This window comes from Paenibacillus sp. SC116, from assembly GCF_024733555.1.
In the GTDB taxonomy this organism is placed as follows: domain Bacteria; phylum Bacillota; class Bacilli; order Paenibacillales; family Paenibacillaceae; genus Paenibacillus_B.
This window is the reverse complement of the sequence record NZ_JANIOF010000001.1, coordinates 158,656-179,684: the sequence shown is the minus strand read 5'-3', so window position 1 is coordinate 179,684 and position 21,029 is coordinate 158,656. Positions and strand designations below refer to the sequence as shown.

Here is a 21,029-nt window from a genome sequence, read left to right as displayed (position 1 = left end):
TCTCCTTTTATACGGTATAGTAATCATAATTAGGCATTGGCATGTTTATTTTCTGCGACAGCAACTCCCACCAGCTTGCTAAAGTAGGCTGCTCCGCTAATTCCACAAAACTAACGGGAATGCCAGCACGACGCCACCGCTCTGCCAAACTCATCATACGAATGGAATCAAGTCCCCAATACTCTACTAAATGATCATCCGCACCTATAGTGGAGGCCTCTTCTTGTAATAAAGCTGCTACTTCCTCTCGCAATGACAGCTCGGTCAGTAAGGGGGGCTCTTCTTTAGCAGCATTAGCAACAGCTGGATTAAGAACATGGGTCTGTTCACTACTATCGTCACTCTCCGCTTCTATGCATTCGACGGAAGCGGCAACCTGTCTATGACTTGACGATGAAATAAGTTGATCCGTTGTTAGGACAACAGCACAGCGTTCAGCCGCATAGGTAAGTGCCATGCGATGCTTCTCTTCTGAGAAATCTGCAAGTGCATCTGCAATAAAGAATGGCTGGATATCTTGCATAAATGCTTCACAAGCAGTTAGCATGCAGCCAATGTGTGCATAAATACCAACTATCATCAATTGATCGCGGCCTTGCTCGTGCATGATTTCTGCCAAATTTGTTTTTTGAAACGCGCTATATCTCCATTTCGTTAGCAAAATATCTTGTCCACTTGGAGCTACGGCATCCACAAACTTTTTCTGGTACGGCCCATCATTAATGCCTGATCCCCAAAAATCTTGCAGCAGTCCGCGCTGCTCCACTCTCTGTCCACCTGGCTGTGCAGAATAGACAACCGGAATACCTTGCTCCGCACAAAAAACACGCAGTCTCTGAATATTGCTGATTAATTCCACGACAGGTGACTGGTCGGGCGTAAATGCATCTATGAAATATTGCTGCATATCGTGAATAAGCAGCACTGTACGATTAGGGTCTACTGTCCAAGCCACCTTGTTCATAGGCAGCTCATTTTCCAAAGGCATTGGATAAGGCAATATAGTAGGAAGAGCCATCATATCTCCTCTTTTCTGTGTAATTTTTGTAGGTAGTGTATACATCAAAGGATAGGAACTGAAAAATTCAATTTAATAAATTTATAAATAGTGATTAACGAGTTAACATGTTCTGCTTATTGGCTATGAGCTCACGCAGCATTTTTTTACTTACTTTCCCTACACCTGTTTGCGGGAACTCATCCATGAATTCAACTCGATCCGGGATTTTATAAGCAGCAAGCCCTCTTTGTCTGAGAAATGCCTTTAATTCGTTACTAGTAACTACAGAATCGTGAGCAATGATGAATGCGCACGTCCGCTCACCGAGAAACTCATCGGGCATGGCAACAACAGCGGCATCATGTACCGCTGGGTGTGCAAGAAGATGATTCTCCACTTCCTCAGCCGCTACTTTATCGCCACCACGATTAATTTGATCTTTCGAACGTCCTTCAATCACTAAGTACCCTTCAGGGGTCATACTGGCAAGATCGCCGGTACGATAAAATCCATCTGCCGTAAAGGCCTTCTCGTTATGCTTCTCTGCCTTGTAGTAACCTCGTATAGTATAGGGACCTCGTGTCAACAGCTCACCTACATTACCAGTTGCAACTTCATTATCATCCTCATCGACGATCCGTACCTCATCATAAGGAGACATCGGACGACCTTGCGTACTTACCATAATTTCAAATGGATCATCCAGCCTCGTGTAATTAACCAGTCCTTCTGCCATTCCGTAGACTTGCTGTAACTTGCATCCCATTACAGCTTGTACCCGCTTGGCCACTTCTGCGCTGAACTTAGCTCCGCCCACTTGGAGGATTTGAAGCTTCGACAGTTCACGACGGCGTGACTCGGCCGCATCAAGCCAAACAATCGCGAGCGGCGGAACGAGGGCTGTAATTGTCACTCCTTCGTTAGCGATAAGTGGAAATGCGACATCTGGACTTGCTCTGCGAGCAAGCACAATCTTTCCACCCGCATACATTGTTCCTAGAACGCCTGGTGAGCTAAGCGGAAAGTTATGCGCAATGGGCAGCACTGCCAAATAAACGCTATCTTTGTGCAGTTCACAGACCTCCACGCTCATGCGTAAACTGTAAATATAATCATCATGAGTACGCGGAATCAGCTTAGGCAGTCCGGTTGTCCCTCCTGATAACTGCAGAAATGCAACATCGCTCGAGCTTGGTCCGTCAACCCCCGCTGACATAATCACATCTTCCCCGTTTACATAAAGATCGCTCATGGCATGGAACTCTTCCGAACTCGGATTCCCTACTACTATGACATGGCGAAGCGTAGGAACCGATTGCTTAACCTTCTTCGCCAGCTCACAATAGTCATAGCCCGCATCCTTATCAGCGATGATGTATGCTGCTGCCTCACTGAACTCACTTAAGTAAACAATTTCATTTTCACGATGAACAGGTAAAGCAAAGACAGGCAAGGCTCCAATCCGAAACAACGCAAAGATCGCATCGAAAAACTCTGCAATATTCGGAAGCTGAATGATGACTCGATCCTTCTTCTTTATTCCTAATTGCCGCAATCCGGCAACAAGTCGATCCACTCTACGATCAAGCTCCGCATAGCTAACCTGTTGATCACCGCAAACAATAGCAATATGCTCTCCAAGTGTTAAGGCTCGTTGCCTCAGCATTTCTCCGAATGTTATTCCTTCCCAGCAACCATTTTGACGATATCGCGCTGCAAATTCTTCTGGCCATGTTGGGCATCCTGCCAGCATCAATTATCCCTCCTATGTTATAACCAGCACTTTGTCCGTTCCGTTCTTATTCTTTCAAGCCCATCGCAGCCAGCATAGTACGGAACTTCGCTGAAGTCTCAGCAAGCTCTGCCTCAGCACTAGAACCTGCCACAATTCCCGCTCCCGCGTACACTTTCATCGATAGACCTTCTGTATCAGCGCAGCGAATCGTTACCGCCCATTCACCATCTCCGTTTTCATCGGTCCAACCGACCGCACCTGTATAAAATTCGCGATCATACTGCTCAATCTCTTGAATGACATCTCTAGCTAAGTCAGTAGGCGTTCCGCATATAGCTGGAGTTGGGTGCATCGCCAAAGCAAGATCAAGCGACGTGATCGATTCATCTTTCAGCACTCCATTAATTTCGGTAGATAGATGCCACATCGCCTTCGTTTGAACAAGCGATGGCTCGGATGGAACATCCAGCTTGCTGCAATAAGGTTTCAGGGCCTCGGCAACTGCTTCAATTACGATCGCGTGCTCGTATCTATCTTTGACGGATGCCAACAGTGCAGCAGCTCTCCGCTCATCTTCAACTGGATCATCGCTGCGTGCGGCTGACCCCGCTAATGGATTAGCTTTAATTTGAAGTCCTTTCTTCGTAACTAGCAATTCAGGACTTGCTCCAACCAATGTTCTAGCCGAGATTTCTGGATCTGAAATATGATTTGAAGCTAATGATTGCTCAGGTATTAATGGAACTGCGAACGTATACCCATGGGAATGATAAAAAGCTAAATGAGCTAACAATTGAGGAATTTGCAAAGCTTGAGGTAAAGAGACATGCAGCGTTCGGGAGAGCACTGCTTTTTGAAGTACACCTTGCTGAAACAGCTCTAACAATCGATTTACACCTTGTTTGAACTGTTTTGGAGCTGGAACTGGATGCACTTCATAATTCGATATTTGAGGCCGTTCTGGCGCTGCTTCTGATGAGAACCGCAGCTCATCATACGATTCAACCGTAGCTGGAATAAATAGATGTGACGGCTGGTTGATATGGAAAGGAATTGCGCCAACTACGATAGAATGCGTTCTCCCTGCTTGTTTTGCATCTTCTAGTAGTTTGGCAACTCGCTGAGGCAATGTGACGGCTTCCGACGCTGCTGGATACGTTAATCTTGCAAACTCCCCTTGTGTAAGCAAGGTTTTACGTGGTGAGGAGAAGAAGAAGGACGATCCTGTCCGGTATTGTTTGATGAGTTGTTCAGCTTCAGCCACTGTTAATGTGTCAACGTACAACATTTTTTCGATCTCCCTCCTGCTAATAAATGTACTAAAATGATGCATTCAGTAATTACCTGTTGACTTCAGATACCTAAAGTAGCGCCGCCATCCACACAAATATCATGCATGGTAATATGTTTAGCACGTTCTGATAGGAGAAAGAGAGCGGCATCTGCAATGTCCGAAGGAAGAGCAATTTTACGAAGCGGGATACCTGTACGATATGTCTCTAAAGATCCTTCGATAATGGGCTGTGCACCATTCTCATCTTTCCATAACAGACGCTGCATCTCTGTGTCTGTTGAGCCAGGTGAGACAATGTTGCAGCGTATATTATCTGCTGCATATTCTAGTGCCAAACATTTCGTAAACATGGTTGAAGCTGCTTTTGAAGCTACATAGGCGGACATTTGTGTGCGAGGGACTTTTGACGCATTTGAGCTAACTGTAACGATAGAACCTGTCTTTCGCCTTGCCATACGACGTACAACAGCACGGGAAGTATAAAACACACCATTCGTATTGATCGTAAAATGCGAAAGCCAATCTTCATCACTGAGGGAGCTAATGGGTCCAATACGCAGCACACCTGCTACATTTGCAAGTATGGAAATTGAACCAAGCTCATGCTCGATTCGCTCGACAGCAGCTTCAACTTCAGTGCTGTCGCCTACATTTACTGTATAAGGGAACACCCTTGCCCCTTCACTGACAAGATCAGTTACGAGGCTGTTCAAGCCAGCCTCGTTCCGATCTACAGCTGCTATTATCGCGCCTTGTTCTGCGAGAGCCTTAACTATCGCTTCACCAATACCTTGAGCAGCGCCAGTGACGAGTGCAACTTTCCCTTCCATGCATGGATACTCCACAATCGAATCCTCCCTATTGCTTAGGATGCAAAGCAAACCGCAAAGCTCGAGCTATAAGAACAGGCAGTACAGATACATGGCCCTCACCTTCAAATTCCTTGTATTCAGCTTGTACACCGTACTCAACCAAGTCTGCCAATCGATCAGCGAGTTGACACGCATTCGAACAATTTCCAGCCACATGCGTTTTCTCTAATTCACCTACGCCCAGCAACAAACGAATACGATGCGGTACATCCTTTATGCGATCGATAAATGCTGATTCCAACTCCTGCAGATATTCCTTATTCCAATGAATAGACGGGCTGCCTGCGATATAATACTGGAACGCATGCGGCCTGCTATACATCGCGTACAAGGTGAATAAACCGCCAAGTGAATGGCCGAACAACGTCTGTCGATTGCGATCGATGTTGAATTCACTTTCGATTTGAGGCTTCACTTCTTCTTCGAGAAAACGTAGGAAAGCCTCAGCGCCACCTTGTTCTGGCAACGGCGAACCATCCGATTTATTCAAAATGCTCGTGTTCGGAAATGGTGTATAGTCATAGAAGCGATCAGGAGAGAACTGATTGTCCGTTTCATAGCCGATCCCGACGATGACAGCAGGTGTAACACCTGTCTTTTCTGGCCGACGACACTGCAATCGCAGCGCCTCCACCATCGTATTGAACACGCAATTTCCATCCAACATATAAATAACCGGGTACCCTTCAGGTGGGGCTTCCCCTAATGGCTTTGCCGCTATAATCCGATAGGTGCGCTGCTCTACTTTGGAACGCATGATCCAATGCTCCGCATAAGGCAATACTACGCTGCGCCGTATCACATCGGTTGAAATCGTACCGTTACTCATGAAATCCTCCTATTTGCTCGTTAGTAGTCGAACGGTATCGTCAATGATTTTTTCATATGCGACAAGCCCGCTTCCAAGCCAATGATGATTATTCACTTCATACACATGACCATTCTTGACTGCCGGCATGCTCTTCCAAATATCACTTGCCATCATTTCTGTCATGCGCTCTGTCCCTTGATCGTAAGCATTGATGACAAAAATAAAGTCCGCATCCAATTCAGGCAGTATTTCTAAGGAGAGGTTGGCCGCAGTCTTGTTCTCAACAAGTTTGGACATACCTAGTCCAAGGTCCTGATGCAGCGCATATCCGCAGAAATATTGCCCGCCCATCAAGCTGACACCTCTTGGTGCAAAACGAATAACTGCCACTTTTTTATCTCCTACGACGCTGCTTAGCTTTTCTTTTGCATCGCTAACTTTTTGTTTATAATTTTGCACAGCCTGATCCGCTTCATTAGATTTGCCGAGCAAATCTCCTAATGTAACGAGAGACTTTTCAATGTTTCCAGCTGCGTTCTTGAACACATAGGTTGGAGCGATTTTGGCATAGTTCTCATATGTACCGTCCTTGGCATACGACTCTGTATGCAGGATAATCAGATCCGGATTATGAGACATTAATACTTCTGGTGACGGAAGACCTCCCGAAAGATCGATCATAGGAACGTCTTTTAACTGGTCTTGTAAATAAAAGTGCCCCAGCTTGCCATTCGACCATTGCGCGACAGGCTTAACTCCAATAGCTACTAGCGAATCTTCCATGTTCGGTGCGAAGACGCTCTTCACTTCTGTCGGGAGCTTCACTTCATTGCCCAACTCGTCAGTTATCGTTCTCTCACTAGGCGTACCATTTTGCTGCCCAGCAGGAGCAACTTCCGAGGAGGACGTATTTGAACTTGCTTGTTTAGCAGCTTCGCCATCTTTACTACTTGTATCACCACAACCAGCTAGCAATCCGACTAAGAGCAGTGAACACATGATTGCTGATACTCGGGTCCTCCATGGATTTCTTCCTTTCAGCGAGCCTTCCAATATACTTCATCCCCTTCTCTGATAATAATTCTCAATTAAGTCGAGTATATATTAAGTAGCAAATAATACACCATGGCTATTATCCAGAAGTCCATTTGGACAATTTCCTGTAAAATGCAGTAAGGTCTCATCCAGCATTCTACTAATTCCAAGTGGTGAATATTCAAACCACGGATCAGCAGAAATCATGTACACATTGCGATTAACAACCGCTTTTAGTTTTCTCCATTCAATAGAATGCTGCAGTCCAAGCCAGTATCTGCGAGAAGCAGCTTCCGGGCATACCGCTATAAATATCCGATCTGGATTGCGCTGTAACAACTTAGCTACCGTTATTGCCTGATTATTTCTAACGTTTATTCCATACGCCGCTTCCAATTGCAGGTCTTGATACAATACTTCTTCTAATCCGCGATTGCTGTACACATGGATGCTCGACCCAAATATACGCAGTGCCAACACGCTCTCCTGACCCACCACTGGTTGAATTTGCGAACGTGCATATTCCACTCGTTGTTCGTACTGCTCAATCCACTGCTGTGCTTGCTTCTCTCTATGTAAGAAATCAGCTATCATTCTCAATTGCTCACGCCATCCTTCTTGTGACGGAACAATAAGCGCCGGAGCAATTTGATCTAGCTTGTTTATTTCCTCTTCCGATAAATGATCCATTCCAATAATGGCATCAGGTTTTGCTTGAAACACTTTATCTACATTTTCTTCAAAATGGCTGTCATGATAAGGAGCCGAAAGTTTTAAATGAGACTTAACTTCGGCTTGATAGACATTGTAATAATAAGGCGTCCATTTCGCATCAAGTGGTGCAACGATAGGCATGACGTTCAATGGCAGCAGATATCCGATAATGGAAGCCGAGTAGGCTGCGATCACTCTGCGTGAATTTTTGGCAAAGTCTGATGGGGAGATGCCCACTTCCTTTTTAAACTTTCGGCTAAAGTAAAACTCATCTTTATAACCTACTTTGACTGCAATATCACGCAGCAAACAGTCCGTTTCTACTAAATGTCGTTTCGCATGATTGATTCGCACATTCGTTACATAATCCATTGTGCTTTGCCCAAATGTCTTTTTGAACAGATCAACAAAATACTTTGGACACACATTAGCCATGTCAGCAAGCATACCAATCGAGATCGCCTCATCATAGTGCTCATCAATGAATGCCTTCACTTCTGCTAAATTGGTTTTGCGGCTATCACCTAAAGCAACCGTGCTTTTATTTAGTTGCAGCTCTATTTGTAAACTCATGTATAACCACCTCTGCATCAATTTGATCAACTGCGTGATTAAAAAAGCGAATGTATAACATCTAATTGATAATGATTATCATTGTCGAGTTTAACCTATCATACTACCCCATTTTCGTCAATCTTCAACAGCCTCTATAAGCACTCACATCTGTGTACTTTCAAAAGATATTCACAATTATTAGGTATATACAGCAACAAAATAGGAATCATTTTTGACGAAAATTCGACTAGTGTCCACCATCATTTCTGGTTATAATGTAACAATGAAAAAAGAACATATCGAAGAAATCCATTATATTAGAGCATTTGCGTTTCTCGCTGTCGTCCTACAGCACGCAATCGGACATTACATTTTTGTCCCTGAAGCCAACTTAGCAGATGGTGTGGCCTTCACATTTTTACTGCTTCTTTCTAAGTTTGCCGTCCCGATGTTTATTTTCGTTACAGGACTCGTTTTATTTTATAATTACGATGGTCGTCTGAATTACTGGACATTTATTAAGAAGCGGTTTAGCGATATTATGATGCCATATTTATTTTGGTCATTTGTTTATTTACTATTTCAAAATCATATGGACGTCCTATCTGCAGTTAACAGGTTCGGAGAAGTATTTCTGACGGGGAAAGCATCTTATCATCTTTGGTATGTCATTATGATTATTCAGCTGTATATTACGTTTCCTATATACCGCTACATCATTATGCAAGCAAAGAGATGGATTAGTACACCAATCGCTGTGTATTCCGCTTTCGCAGTACTCGGGATCGTTTATATCGTGTTGATGACTTATCCTATTCATGTAACGGCTGCTCGTTGGAACATCCCGTTGATTACACCTATTTTAACGAAATATGCGGATCGAAATGCACTTAACTTCTTCTATTACTTTGTCCTTGGTGCATTGGCTGGTCTGACGATAACAAACTGGAGAGCATGGTTAAATCGCCACGCTAAATGGATATATTCCATATTTATCGTGATGAGTGGTGTTATGGCGTATCGTACCATTTCGAGTTTCGAGCTGCTTCCAGCGCTGAAGACAGAATACAGCCAGTTGCTTCTGCTGCGACCTGTCACGGCGATATTTTTGGTAAGCTCTGTATTTGCTACTTATTTATTTTGCATGCGTATAAGCAGCATTGCGAACAATCGTACTCGTCGTATCGTTACGTTTATTAGTCATTATTCTTATGGTGCGTATCTCGTACATGCATTTGTGCTGGGACTATCCTACTGGCTGCCTGACTATTTCACTGGTTATATCAATGTAACGCTGCGGACCATTATTGCCTTTATATTTGCTTCGTTCTTATCCGTCATGCTCACTTATGTGCTGTCCAAACTACCTATGGGGCATATTATGACGGGGTTAAGAAAACCTCAATCAAAAACTGCAGCACGCAGTTCTACTTCGCAATAATGTAATCAAGCGTTCTATTTAAATAAACGAGCGTAAGCGAGGAGCCAACTGCGGCTTCCTCGCTTATTTTATTGCAAATATATCTCCCTTTTATAAACGACCAACTTATCGTGTCAAAATAAAAACGACGGGTTTCCCCGTCGCTCTCGATACTATAAATGATAGATTAAAATGCCTGCATACCTAATGTATTCAACTTCTCGCCTTGAATATTAACACCTGCACGACCTGTAATCTCAATGTAGTGAGCTACACGGCGGCCTACACGAACATCAGTTTCATCGCGGTTACCTTCTTGTGCTCCATTAATAACCATGATCGTAGCACCAAAGCCAGGTACGAGTCCTTTAGCAAGCTGCGCTGCTGTCGGTACATAATTACCAACCATAATGTCATGACAAGAAGGCTTAGGATCTTGCGGCGTCATCCAGAACAAAATCGCTGTCATAAAGCCGAGTCTGCCATCATCCGTAATTTTCTCTGGATTATTCAGCAGCACATTTTTATCTCCGAAAATAATAGAGCCAATCAAGCCATAGTTGTAGTTCCAGCTCAACTGGATTGGACCGCGACCATGATAGGATTTACCAGCCACTGGCGGATAATCGCTGTTGCTTTGCACATATCCAATGCCGCCTTGACCGTTTACATATTTAACTTCCTCGTTAAAGAATAGCGCCCAACTTAGTTCTCCACCTGGGGCACCTGGCCATCCGCCACCTGTTTCATGCGAAATATTCGCCAAGAAAGCAGCAAGCTCACGTTTACGGTTTACTTCTGTTCCTTCTTTTAAGAACGTACCAAAATCAACGATTCTTGAACGTGTCGGCTTACCGATGTTCCATTCCGCGTTAAACTCTTTTTCTTCAAATAAGAGCGTTTCTGTCTTCGTAGTCTTATCCAAACGCCAAATTTGCTTTGTCCAGTTGCTAGGTCCACGGTAAACTTCTTTATATTTAATGTTAGCTACATCGCGAACAGCCGCGATCAAATTATCATAAGAGTAGTAGTCCGTTTGTCCAGGCTTGTAATATGGTTTACCTGCTGCTTTTTGATGCCATCCTGGCGTACCTGTGCGCAGTGGGAACAACGTTTCATATTCGGTTTTAGGAAGAGCAGAATTTACAGCTTGAGCCGCTTGATCTGGTGAATACTGTGGATCAATGCCGCCCCATGTTTGTTGGATTTGCTGATCTGTAATGACACGGCTGCCACCTACAGGGAGTAATGGACCTTCTCCATTTCCAGGTGCCGATGTTGTTGCGGAAAGCGCTGCGCTTGCAGCCGAAGCGTTACCTGCGGCATCTAATGCTTTAACTGAATAACTATATGCCGTGCTAGCCGTTAAGCCTGTATCTGTATAAGAAGTAGTCGTTGAAGAACCTACTTTGACCGCATTTCTAAAAATATCATATTTGGCTACGCCAACATTGTCTGTCGCTGCTGTCCAAGACAATGTGAGGGATGTTGCGGTTGGGTTCGATGAGACAAGTCCCCCTGGTACACTTGGAGCTACTGTATCATTTCCACCGCCTGGGTTTGGCTCAGTAGTAACCAGCTTCCAAGCACTAGAGCTTTCGGGATTTTCGCCTTGCGTCCACCATTTCGCTTCATAAGTTTTACCATTATAGCTTACTTTAGCGCCTGCACTGTAGGCCGTACTCGCATTCCATGCAGGTGCCGTAACTTGCGCTACAGCGAAGGAATTGCTCGATGCTACATACTCTGCTGCTCCTGCAACTGGAGTGGATACGATCATAGCTGCACCAAGCACTGCACTAATATTACGCACCATATTTTTACGTTGTGATGATTGTTTCTTCGATTTCATAATGAGCCTCCTCTACATTTTTGGTTTCTCTCGCACATTCTAGATGGTTTCGTACAGAATAAAACTGCGATACCTGTTGAAAAAGTCGAATGCTAGAATCTGATCGCCAATAAATAGAGCGCTTACAATAATACGGTTAAAAACGAGATAAAGCGTACGTCATATCCCTCATTTCCATATATTAGTTAACACCTGTATTATAATTTGATAGACGGCTCGTTGTCACTATTTAATTTTTTTGTAAACTGATGCATTTTTATAGTTTTGCTCTACTAAACGATTCGACAAGAAAAAAAGAGAATCTCATTCTATAAGAAATGATGATTCTGTCCGCTTCACACAAATTCACCACTGTTTAAATCGCTGGCATGGACTTACATTTGCATAAATCCACTGTGCTTGAAGAACCATATTTGGTGAGGTGATCCAAATATGCCTAACAAAGCTAATGTGAAAGCAGTACGAGAGCAAACGAACGTTGACGAACAAGTCGATGTCAATTTAGCGGCATTGTCTACGTTTTTTACGGACAACTCCAACTATAAGTACCGTATCCTGCAAGCTATGGATACAGAATCAACCCTAGCTATATGCTATTTGGATATTCTGATCGACGAGAAACATTTGAACACACAGCTGCTCCAACTGAACATAGACGCGATAAACGAAGACACGATTATGGAATGCTTGTCAGCTATGGGTACCGTACAGACGTTTACTGATCATCAATCTATCGCGTCCTTCTTGTTTAACGCTGGTTTCATTTGCTTTGTACAAGGAAAAAAAGAAGCATACGGCATACCTATCCCAGGCTACCAAACACGATCCATCGAAGAATCGAAAACAGAGCCTGTTGTGAGAGGACCGAGAGAATCCTTTACCGAGCAAATTCAAACGAATCTTGCCATGATTTATCGACGCTTAAAAACACCCTATTTAAAAACGAAAAAATACATCATTGGCAGCAACAGCAATACGGAAGTTCAGGCAGTTTATTTGCATCATCTTGTAGATAAAAAGGTGCTCGCGGAGTTTGAAAAACGAATCGGACAAGTCAAGCTGGATATGTTAATCGAGAGTGCTCAGCTAGAAGAACAGATACAGGATCATGTGTATACACCATTTCCACAAATGGCGATGACAGAGCGTCCTGATCGGATTGTTGCTGCATTGAATGAAGGTAGAATTGTTGTTTTGGTAGATGGGACACCTTCCGTCCTTATTATCCCTACACTGTTTACAGACTTTTTACAGGCAAGTGAGGATTATTACGAACGCTTTTATTTTGCAAATATAACTAGAGCTTTACGGATTCTTGCGCTTGTCATTTCTTTATTAGGGCCTTCTTTGTACGTGGCGCTTACAACCTTTCATCAGGAAATGCTCCCGACACCGCTGCTGCTAACTTTCAGTGCGGCCAAGTCCGGCGTCCCATTCCCGACGTTTATTGAAGCGTTAATTATGGAGATTGCGTTCGAACTGCTGCGTGAAGCTGGCATTCGCTTGCCTCGTACGGTAGGACAGACGATAAGTATCGTTGGAGCATTAATTATCGGGGAAGCAGCGGTTCAATCTGGCATCGTATCAAGGCCAATGGTTATCGTTGTTGCTACAACAGGCATTGCCTCGTTTGCGATTCCTGCGTTCAATGCGGCAATTGCTTTTCGAATCATGAGATTTCCGATTATGTTTATTGCGGCTGCTACAGGGGTGTTTGGCATTGCCATTTGCAGTCTTATGCTTATTTTACATGTAAGCTCACTGCGTTCATTTGGAGCACCTCTCTTGTCTCCAGTTGCCCCTATGCACTGGAAAAGCTGGTTCAAGAACATATTTATTGTTCCTTACCAATTAAGAGAATGGAAGGACAGCACCACATCGCTTTCGGAATACCAAACGAATCAGTTAGACGAGTATTCGAAAAGTAAGGAGTAACATTATGCTATGGGATCGCCGTTTCGCTGCCTATGCTTTATTCTGCTTGTGCTTACTCACCTTATTGCCTAGCTGCTCCTCAGACATTCGTGAGCTGAATCAAGTTTCGATCGTCATGGCAACCGGAATCGATTGGGATAAAGATACGAACAAGCATCGAATTACCGTATATACGCTTCAGCCTACGAGTAAAGGAACCAACGCAACGCAGCAAGATTCACTCAACGAATGGTTCGGCTCAGCTACGGGTGACTCGATAATGGAAAGTGCCCAACATTTACGATATCGGGCTAGTAAAAAGTTGTTTTGGTTCCATAATCGCATTTTTATCATCAGTCGAGATGCGGCTCGTCATTCGCTGCCCGAAATTATTGATTTTTTACAACGCAATCGAGAAATTCGAAGTACAAGCCTTGTTCTGATTAGTGACGTGAATGCAGATCAAATATTGAAAACGAAGCCGGAAACGCAAGATCTAGTCGTTAATGAACTGTTTGGTATGATACGCAATCAAGATGAAACGGGCAACAGCTTAGGTATTTCCGTAAAAGATTTGATAAACAAAAATGCAAATACAACACAAGGCTATATAACAGGGCGAGTCGTTACGAGAACGCCTAGAGAAAAGTCAGAACCCGTACTGGCGTTGCATGGATCGGCTCTTTTACAAAAGGGAACGTTCGTTAACTGGCTCTCTAGCGATGAAACTGCAATCGTGCGTTTATTGACGGATCCGGACAAAGACAAAGTTCAAGCTACCTTTGTTGTGAAGGATCAGGATTATGATTTTGACAGCATTACGGCTCAGGTCGCCATTAAGTCGAGGAAAATTCGCTCTTACTTTGTTGGTGATCAACCAGAAATGGATATTCATTTTGACTTTACCTGCATGATTAATGAACTTAAGCATAATCAAACTGCAAATCAAATGAACATACCCACTTTAGAAAATATTATCAAGAAAACGATACAACAGGACATCCAAAGCGTCATTACAACGGCACAAAGTAAAGTGAATGTAGATTATTTGGGTTTCGGGAACCACATTTATCAGCATCATCCTGATAGATGGAAACAAATACAGCCGAAGTGGAATGATGTATTTAAAAAAATGCCTGTACATGTCACGGTCAATCTAACAATATGGAATACCGGTAATGTTCAGTAGTAGAATGGAGCGAAGTTTGTGAACCTGCTGTACATCATGCTGATCCTATTTGTCTCTTATATGGTTGGAGCTATTGTTCATTTACGGAAGAGGCATGAGAATCGCAGACTGTTTGTTTTTTCAGCCCTTTCTCTATTAGGAATCATGTATACGGTCGCCATCATTGCGGATTGGCCAATGCCTACCCCCGAGAGCATAGATCGATTGCTATATCGTCCTGTCTCGGATTACATCAGACAGCATGTATTAGGACATTAATTTAAGGGAGTACATTTCATGGGCGACAATGGTAAAATTTCGTCACTACAACTCGGGTATTTGATTTTCACCTATTTATCAGGATTTGCTACGCTATATATGCTGGAAATTAAAATGTTGGGTACAGACGCTTGGATGTCTATTCTTTTTGCGACGCTTGGCAGCTTATTATTGTTAGGGATTCTGCTATACATACAACGACAATTCCCAGAACAAACGATATTTGAATACACCGAGCAATTGGTTGGGAAATGGATTGGGAAAGGTTTAATGATCATTTTCCTCTACTATTGCTTTGAGTTATGTATGCTAACGAGTAAAGCATTGACCGTCTTCTATACGACGGCTATTATGCCAAAAACACCGAGCTATGTATTTAATCTGCTCATTTTTATCGTTACAACCTATGCTGCTTATTTAGGACTTGAAACGATAGGCAGAGCCGCTCAAATTATACTGCCACTAGCTGTTATTTCACTAACTGCGGTATGTGTATTAATAGCTAGCATCATCGATATAAACCCATTCTTGCCTATGTTTCAACGTTCATGGAATGAGATCGCATATACATCATTAAGCACGTACGCGTTTCCATTTAGCAAAGTTATTGTGTTCGCGGCTGTGTTTGCTCGTGTCAAAGACAAGGAAGCCGTTTCACGAAATTCGATGATCGCCATTATTTTGGCAGGGATCTATTTCTTCAGCGCCACTTATTTAACAATAGGCTCTATTAACCCTTACTTAGCTTCGATTAAAACGTATCCATTTTTTACGGCTATTAGTATGGTTCGAATCGGGGATGACATTGAACGATTTGAAATTGTATCAATAGGCTTTTGGACCATGCTCGTTATATTTGAAGGCATACTCGCATTATATGTGGCTATGAGGTGCATTCAATATTTATTTTCTTTGCCTGATACGAAATGGCTCCATATACCGACAGCATTACTCTTGTTCGGATTGAGCGAAAAAAGCTTTGCCAATGGCTCAGCCAGTATTATTGAATTTGACTATACAACCTATCCTTACACAAGTCTTATACCAACGACGATCATTCCATTGATCCTGCTGATCATGACCATTGTAAAAAAACGAGCAAAAAAGTAAGGCATCAACTGCATGTTATATGCTAGTCGATGCCTCTTTTCATTTCTCGTCTTAGTCGTGTCTTGCCTGTGACTATGAGCCTTTAATTGGAGCGATGTTCAATCCATTTTACAAAATGCTCGATGTAACTTTGAATGTTCTGCTTCGTACGTTCATCCGATACGACTTTCAGCTCGGCATTTACTTTCTCATGTACCTGTGAAATACGTACTTTTTGAAATGGCAGACAAGGAACTTGCATCGCTTCAAGCGTATGTCGAAGCTGTACTTGCGCTAATGCCGTACCTAATCCACCTGGTGTCGCTCCAATAATGCCTACTGGCTTGCCCTGTAAAGCTCCGGATCTTGGCGGGCGTGATGCCCAATCCAACGCATTTTTGAGGACCCCGGGAATGCCGGAATTGTACTCTGGTGTGACAATCACGATTCCGTCCGCATCTCGGATCCCATTATTAAACGTCACTACAGATGCTGGTAGCTCACCCGTTTCCAAATCTTCGTTATATAAAGGGAGATCACCAATCTCAATCAAATGAAAAGCAGCCGGAACATTCAAATCCGCAATCATTTTTGCAATGATGCGATTGTATGATTGTTTTCGCAAACTTCCGCATATAAGCCCAATCTTCTTAGACATGATAAGCCCCACTTCCTGAAATGTTATTTCTTTACTATTTCCTTGAAGGATTTTCTTATTCGATATCAAGTTATATAAAGGGCCATTGCTTATTGTACTAGCTTACTTTTCAGCTATGTTGCATACATAAAAGGAAACCGCAGTGATTTTGACTGCTTCACCTGTATGGCGAAGCGCAGCACCCTGTGCCTCCACTAGGTCAAAATACTTCGTATATATTTTCGCTTCATCAAGCTTTTCCGTCGCATATGGCGCCTCTTCTATGTAATAACGCCCATCCTCGTATTTTAAAACATGACCGTTTCTCTCTATCGACATGTGCCACCTCTTAGAAATTAGTTTGCTGTGTATTAGACATCATAAGCTATGATACCATAACTAAGTTTAGGAATATAAGAAAAGACCAAGTATATCAAACACTTGGCCTTCTAAAAGGTATTATCAATTATTCACTGCGGACGCTCTATAGAGAACAGTTTCCCTAACGACGAATAATAGCTTCCGGCCATGCGGCTCACAGGCTGCAGCTTCTCTGCATCAATACGTCCGTCCTCGTAGATATCATCCGCTACATGCGCACGAACGACACGCGCAATTAGCAGGTCACATGCAGGAGTTTCATCTGTACCACCCAGAGGGATGGACTTCTCCAGCACGCACTCCATGCGAATTTTAGATTCAACAATCCCAGGAACACGAATCGATTCGCTCTCAATCGGAGTTAAGCCAGCACGCTCAACTTCACTCTCGTTTGGTGGCAAATTCGCCGCAGTCTCGTTGACAGCTTTTACGACTGCTTCGTCGACGATATGAATCACAAGCTCGCCAGACTCAATCGCATTTCTCGCTGTATCCTTCATCACGCCCACTTTGCGTTGGACCGATACAGAAAGCATCGGCGGATTGCTGGATACGATGGAGAAATAACTAAACGGAGCTGCATTCAATACGCCTTCTTGAGACAGGGTCGTAATAAAAGCAATTGGTCTTGGCACAACACTGCCAATTAGCAGCTTGTAAGCATCTTTATCTGAAAGTTGTGTTGCATCTATCGATATCATAACAAAATCTCCTCGCTTTAAATTATCTTGAATTAAAGATAATTCATAGCGACGATTCTGTCAACTTGCTACTGCTGCAGCACATCGTCAATCAGAGCTATTAACTTATCCACCGCTTGATTTGTTACATTTTGCCTCATTGCTTCTATATAGCATTCACGCTGTTCATACACATCAAGCACAGCACGGACAAATTGCTCTTCTGTCATTTCTTCCTGACGTATCATAGCGGCGTACCCTTTATCACAAAAATGCTTCGCATTGATCAACTGTCCCGTTTTCGCCCCACCTACCGTATGAGGGATAAGCAGCATCGGTTTCCTAAGTGCTAACAGTTCATGGAGCGTATTGGAGCCAGCCCGGGACACGACTACATCAGCCATCGCGACGAGATCGGGATACAATTGACCAACAAACTCAAACTGCTTATAGTCGTTGTGGTTTATTGTGCTGTCCACTTTGCCTGCGCCACAAATATGAATCACTTGGAAGTGCAGAAGCAAATACGGCAGCGTACTTCGCACGATATCGTTTATGCGCTGAGCCCCTTGACTGCCGCCAACAACAAGTAAGATTGGCTTGTCCTTCGTAAACTCACAAGCTGTTCGCCCACGCTCAGCACTAACTTGCTGCAGCTCTTCTTTAACAATAGCACCGACGTGGACCGTCTTGTTCGATGGATATTGCACTGCCGTTTCCTCAAATGTCGTACACATCTTCGTGCAAAATGTATAGGAAATACGATTGGCTAATCCCAAGTTCACATCCGGTTCATAAATAACGATGGGCACCCTTCGGAGACGCGCACCGATGACGACAGGCACCGATACGAAGCCTCCTTTCGAGAACACAATATCAGGATTTATTTTTCTAACAATAAAATAAGCTTGAACAATGCCCTTCAGCACTTTGAAAATATCCGTAATATTGCTCCAAGACATATATCTTCTTAGCTTGCCTGTGGAAATACCGTGATACTTCACATGTTCATATTCTGAAATCATCTTACGCTCAATGCCGTGCTCAGAGCCAACATAATGCAGTTCCCAGCCATTGGCCCTAAATTTCGGCATAAGTACCGTGTTGGCAGTCACATGCCCTGCTGTCCCGCCACCGGTAAATAGGATTCGTTTTCTTTTCATAGAAAACCGCCTGAACGTAGCATTTTTTCCGTTTCTCTTTTGCTCATAAGCATATGTTCCGAGTCGTATTTGTCAAAGGAAACCCGTTCAAATCGTTCATAATGTTCTTGCAGCCCCATTATTGGAAAATTCGGCAGGATGACAAAGTACTTATCATCGAAATGAATCGATGTTTCACTTTCGCACTCTGATATAAGCATCTCGTGCAGCGTTTCCCCTGGACGAACACCTGTCTCTATAAGTTGTAAATCTGACTTTTCTTGCTGCTCCATTAACACTTCCGCGATGTTGGAAATTTTGCAGGCAGGCATCTTAGAAACAAATATCTCGCCTCCAAATCCATGCTCTGTTGCCGTTAGCAGCATGTCTACTGCCTCTTCCAAAGCAATAAAAAATCGTGTCATACGCATATCGGTAATCGTAACATCCAAGTTCTGTTCGATCTGGCGCTTGAAGATAGGAATTACACTTCCTGTCGAACCCAGCACATTGCCGCTTCGTACGGATATAAATTTCGTTGCCGTATTTTTTTCATTCGCATGAATGATAAGACGTTCTCCAAGTGCTTTCGTCATTCCGTACGTATTAGATGGATTTGATGCTTTATCCGTTGATACATATATGACTTTGCTAACTTGATTCGCAATTGCCGCATCAATAACATGCTGTGTACCGATAACATTTATTTTAAACGCCATATCTGGCTGCTGTTCACAAATCGGAACATGTTTGAGCGCAGCCGTATGGTAAATGTAATCTACACCTTGGCACGCTAGCATCAACTCATCTTTGTTCCGAATATCTCCAATGATGAACTTCAACTGGGACGAATTACGAAAATGCTGCTTCATTTCCACTTGCAATGCTTCATTACGTGAGAAGATGCGAATTTCCCCCGAATTCATCTCCAATAGTTTGTTCACAAGCGCATAGCCCCAAGAACCCGTGCCACCTGTAATTAAAATCGTTTTATTGATCATGGTTTCTCCTCCGCACCAGTACGAATTCTATGTCTACTTACTATTTGTTCAGTTCCTGTTTAAGTACATCCCATATCGGGCTATCATCGTTTCCGTATACATAGGGCTCCCCTTTTTCTTGTGCCTCCCAGTATTTCCAATGAGGCTTGTCAGTACCAAGTTCGTAATCCATACCTTCCCATGTATCTTCACGGAATGCATAGAAGGACCAGTGCCATCCATACTCATCGAAAATAGAAATCAAATCAGCCAAGTACTGGTCAGCACCACTTACCATTCGGTTAATGCCGAATTCAGCAGCAATGATACGGTTAGCCGGAATTTGATGCTCAGCTGCCCATTTCGCAACGGGATCTAGAAATTGCTTCAACGACTCACGGTTAAACTCTTTTTCCTCTTTATTTTCCCCTACCTTTACTTTTCCTGGGTAAGAGTAAGTAAAGCCCTTACGCTTATTTTGGCTCGTCATCTCATACGGCTCGTACATATGGAAAGCATACAGTACTTTTTCATCATCGATTGGCTTTAAGTAAGAGAATGCCCACGGTGTGGCATAAAGACCAGAATCCAAAATAATAGGCGTTTGCGTATCTACCGTTCGTATGGACTTCAAAATCGTATCATATAGCTTATTTAAATCAGCAGCCGAATTTTCAACTTTACTGTACCACGCCTTATAATTCTGTGTCCAAAAATCATGGAACTTCGTTGCCGTCTCTGGATGCGGTTCATTAATCAGGTTATAGCCGACAACAGCTGGGTGATCCTTCAAACGGGTCGCGAGAGCTTTCCAAAACTGAGCTGCCTGCTCATGATATTTTTCATCCTGCCAAATGCGATCATCATTGGAGCGATTATTGAATTGGCGCCATCGATCACCTGGAAGACTCAAGACGCTAACTACCACTTTCATATCACGCGCTGCCGCATCATCCAGATCTTTTTTCAGTCTAACAAAGTCCTCTTCTACAATGCCTTCATATCCGTTCGCGCTGCCAATGAGGAAATCTTTCTCTGGTTCAGGGTCAGGCTGGTCCTTAAAGAAAATGTCCGGGTCCTTGCCCCATTTGTCTGGTGCAAGACGAACGAACTCGATATTGCTTTCTTTGGCAGCCGTATAATTATCCGGAAGCGAATTAGAGTTCATAAAATTCGTACCTTTACGCTGCTCGTTCCAAAAAGTAATTTTCCCGGACTGCTCTTCCACTTGTATTTCCGTTTGGTTGTCTGGTGCTGGAACAGGCCTTGTTGGCTTTGCCGTAGACGTACATCCTGCGGTAAACATAAGGCATATCGCTAGTAAAGCGAATGTGTGCTTTTTCATTTTTATCGACGATAACAATTTGCTACATTTTGATTTGCTAGTAGATTTCATATTTTCACCTCGCATTCATCATAATGCGCTTCTGTTACACCAATGTGACATCTACTCAAAAGTTGATTTATTGCA

The 21,029-nt window shown here is 43.3% G+C and carries 18 protein-coding genes; 4 read left to right on the top strand and 14 right to left on the bottom strand.

Annotated elements, in window-relative coordinates:
* Positions 1-7: 7 nt before the first annotated feature.
* The 7 genes from NQ117_RS00620 to NQ117_RS00590 all read right to left on the bottom strand — a co-directional run bounded on the left by NQ117_RS00620 (position 8) and on the right by NQ117_RS00590 (position 8,034).
* Positions 8-1,018, bottom strand: a complete 1,011-nt coding sequence (locus NQ117_RS00620) for an isochorismatase family protein (RefSeq protein WP_258278117.1) — start codon at positions 1,016-1,018, stop codon at positions 8-10.
* A 94-nt stretch (positions 1,019-1,112) separates the two neighbouring features.
* Positions 1,113-2,753, bottom strand: a complete 1,641-nt coding sequence (locus tag NQ117_RS00615; protein WP_258276099.1) for a (2,3-dihydroxybenzoyl)adenylate synthase — start codon at positions 2,751-2,753, stop codon at positions 1,113-1,115.
* A gap of 46 nt (positions 2,754-2,799) precedes the next feature.
* Complete coding sequence (gene dhbC / locus NQ117_RS00610; RefSeq protein WP_258276098.1) at positions 2,800-4,023, bottom strand: isochorismate synthase DhbC; 1,224 nt, start codon at positions 4,021-4,023, stop codon at positions 2,800-2,802.
* A gap of 65 nt (positions 4,024-4,088) precedes the next feature.
* Positions 4,089-4,859, bottom strand: coding sequence for a 2,3-dihydro-2,3-dihydroxybenzoate dehydrogenase (locus NQ117_RS00605; protein WP_375163042.1), 771 nt, complete (start codon positions 4,857-4,859; stop codon positions 4,089-4,091).
* 28 nt (positions 4,860-4,887) lie between these two features.
* Complete coding sequence (locus NQ117_RS00600) at positions 4,888-5,730, bottom strand: alpha/beta hydrolase (protein ID WP_258276096.1); 843 nt, start codon at positions 5,728-5,730, stop codon at positions 4,888-4,890.
* A gap of 9 nt (positions 5,731-5,739) precedes the next feature.
* Complete coding sequence (locus NQ117_RS00595; RefSeq protein WP_258278116.1) at positions 5,740-6,711, bottom strand: ABC transporter substrate-binding protein; 972 nt, start codon at positions 6,709-6,711, stop codon at positions 5,740-5,742.
* Between the two features lie 105 nt (positions 6,712-6,816).
* Entirely contained in the window at positions 6,817-8,034 is a 1,218-nt protein-coding gene (locus NQ117_RS00590; protein WP_258276095.1) for an ABC transporter substrate-binding protein, read from the bottom strand.
* 214 nt (positions 8,035-8,248) lie between these two features.
* Here NQ117_RS00590 and NQ117_RS00585 point away from each other — a divergent pair, with 214 nt between their 5' ends.
* On the top strand, positions 8,249-9,457 hold the full coding sequence (locus tag NQ117_RS00585) for an acyltransferase (RefSeq protein WP_258276094.1): 1,209 nt from the start codon (positions 8,249-8,251) through the stop codon (positions 9,455-9,457).
* A gap of 166 nt (positions 9,458-9,623) precedes the next feature.
* Here the strand turns inward: NQ117_RS00585 and NQ117_RS00580 are convergent, their stop codons facing one another.
* Positions 9,624-11,288 (bottom strand): glycoside hydrolase family 19 protein, encoded by a 1,665-nt coding sequence (locus NQ117_RS00580; protein ID WP_309137837.1) that lies wholly within the window; start codon positions 11,286-11,288, stop codon positions 9,624-9,626.
* 432 nt (positions 11,289-11,720) lie between these two features.
* Here NQ117_RS00580 and NQ117_RS00575 point away from each other — a divergent pair, with 432 nt between their 5' ends.
* The 3 genes from NQ117_RS00575 to NQ117_RS00565 all read left to right on the top strand — a co-directional run bounded on the left by NQ117_RS00575 (position 11,721) and on the right by NQ117_RS00565 (position 15,759).
* Positions 11,721-13,223 carry a spore germination protein gene (locus tag NQ117_RS00575; RefSeq protein WP_258276093.1) on the top strand — a complete coding sequence of 501 codons (1,503 nt, stop codon included), beginning with the start codon at positions 11,721-11,723 and terminating at the stop codon, positions 13,221-13,223.
* A gap of 4 nt (positions 13,224-13,227) precedes the next feature.
* Complete coding sequence (locus NQ117_RS00570) at positions 13,228-14,391, top strand: Ger(x)C family spore germination protein (protein ID WP_258276092.1); 1,164 nt, start codon at positions 13,228-13,230, stop codon at positions 14,389-14,391.
* 276 nt (positions 14,392-14,667) lie between these two features.
* On the top strand, positions 14,668-15,759 hold the full coding sequence (locus NQ117_RS00565) for a GerAB/ArcD/ProY family transporter (RefSeq protein ID WP_258276091.1): 1,092 nt from the start codon (positions 14,668-14,670) through the stop codon (positions 15,757-15,759).
* An 82-nt stretch (positions 15,760-15,841) separates the two neighbouring features.
* Here NQ117_RS00565 and NQ117_RS00560 read toward each other — a convergent pair whose 3' ends face one another.
* The 6 genes from NQ117_RS00560 to NQ117_RS00535 form a co-directional block, all read right to left on the bottom strand.
* The gene (locus NQ117_RS00560) at positions 15,842-16,396 is read right to left on the bottom strand and encodes an NADPH-dependent FMN reductase (RefSeq protein WP_258276090.1); all 555 of its coding nucleotides are present in this window, start codon (positions 16,394-16,396) and stop codon (positions 15,842-15,844) included.
* 102 nt (positions 16,397-16,498) lie between these two features.
* A complete protein-coding gene (locus tag NQ117_RS00555; protein WP_258276089.1) occupies positions 16,499-16,714 on the bottom strand; it encodes a hypothetical protein in 216 nt (71 codons plus the stop codon).
* A 131-nt stretch (positions 16,715-16,845) separates the two neighbouring features.
* The gene (locus NQ117_RS00550; protein ID WP_258276088.1) at positions 16,846-17,457 is read right to left on the bottom strand and encodes a flavin reductase family protein; all 612 of its coding nucleotides are present in this window, start codon (positions 17,455-17,457) and stop codon (positions 16,846-16,848) included.
* Positions 17,458-17,525: 68 nt separating this feature from the next.
* Positions 17,526-18,599 (bottom strand): undecaprenyldiphospho-muramoylpentapeptide beta-N-acetylglucosaminyltransferase, encoded by a 1,074-nt coding sequence (locus NQ117_RS00545; protein WP_258276087.1) that lies wholly within the window; start codon positions 18,597-18,599, stop codon positions 17,526-17,528.
* Positions 18,596-19,579, bottom strand: a complete 984-nt coding sequence (locus tag NQ117_RS00540) for a polysaccharide biosynthesis protein (RefSeq protein WP_258276086.1) — start codon at positions 19,577-19,579, stop codon at positions 18,596-18,598. The genes NQ117_RS00545 and NQ117_RS00540 overlap by 4 nt, the downstream gene beginning before the upstream one ends.
* Before the next feature lie 40 nt (positions 19,580-19,619).
* Positions 19,620-20,873 carry a glycoside hydrolase family 5 protein gene (locus NQ117_RS00535; RefSeq protein ID WP_375163041.1) on the bottom strand — a complete coding sequence of 418 codons (1,254 nt, stop codon included), beginning with the start codon at positions 20,871-20,873 and terminating at the stop codon, positions 19,620-19,622.
* Positions 20,874-21,029 lie beyond the last annotated feature (156 nt).

Coding starts and splice junctions, on each gene's coding strand:
- NQ117_RS00620 (WP_258278117.1), bottom strand. CDS start 1,018: ATGGCTCTTCCTACTATATTGCCTTATCCAATGCCTTTGGAAAATGAG.
- NQ117_RS00615 (WP_258276099.1), bottom strand. CDS start 2,753: ATGCTGGCAGGATGCCCAACATGGCCAGAAGAATTTGCAGCGCGATAT.
- dhbC (WP_258276098.1), bottom strand. CDS start 4,023: ATGTTGTACGTTGACACATTAACAGTGGCTGAAGCTGAACAACTCATC.
- NQ117_RS00605 (WP_375163042.1), bottom strand. CDS start 4,859: ATGGAAGGGAAAGTTGCACTCGTCACTGGCGCTGCTCAAGGTATTGGT.
- NQ117_RS00600 (WP_258276096.1), bottom strand. CDS start 5,730: ATGAGTAACGGTACGATTTCAACCGATGTGATACGGCGCAGCGTAGTA.
- NQ117_RS00595 (WP_258278116.1), bottom strand. CDS start 6,711: ATGTGTTCACTGCTCTTAGTCGGATTGCTAGCTGGTTGTGGTGATACA.
- NQ117_RS00590 (WP_258276095.1), bottom strand. CDS start 8,034: ATGAGTTTACAAATAGAGCTGCAACTAAATAAAAGCACGGTTGCTTTA.
- NQ117_RS00580 (WP_309137837.1), bottom strand. CDS start 11,288: ATGAAATCGAAGAAACAATCATCACAACGTAAAAATATGGTGCGTAAT.
- NQ117_RS00575 (WP_258276093.1), top strand. CDS start 11,721: ATGCCTAACAAAGCTAATGTGAAAGCAGTACGAGAGCAAACGAACGTT.
- NQ117_RS00570 (WP_258276092.1), top strand. CDS start 13,228: ATGCTATGGGATCGCCGTTTCGCTGCCTATGCTTTATTCTGCTTGTGC.
- NQ117_RS00565 (WP_258276091.1), top strand. CDS start 14,668: ATGGGCGACAATGGTAAAATTTCGTCACTACAACTCGGGTATTTGATT.
- NQ117_RS00560 (WP_258276090.1), bottom strand. CDS start 16,396: ATGTCTAAGAAGATTGGGCTTATATGCGGAAGTTTGCGAAAACAATCA.
- NQ117_RS00555 (WP_258276089.1), bottom strand. CDS start 16,714: ATGTCGATAGAGAGAAACGGTCATGTTTTAAAATACGAGGATGGGCGT.
- NQ117_RS00550 (WP_258276088.1), bottom strand. CDS start 17,457: ATGATATCGATAGATGCAACACAACTTTCAGATAAAGATGCTTACAAG.
- NQ117_RS00545 (WP_258276087.1), bottom strand. CDS start 18,599: ATGAAAAGAAAACGAATCCTATTTACCGGTGGCGGGACAGCAGGGCAT.
- NQ117_RS00540 (WP_258276086.1), bottom strand. CDS start 19,579: ATGATCAATAAAACGATTTTAATTACAGGTGGCACGGGTTCTTGGGGC.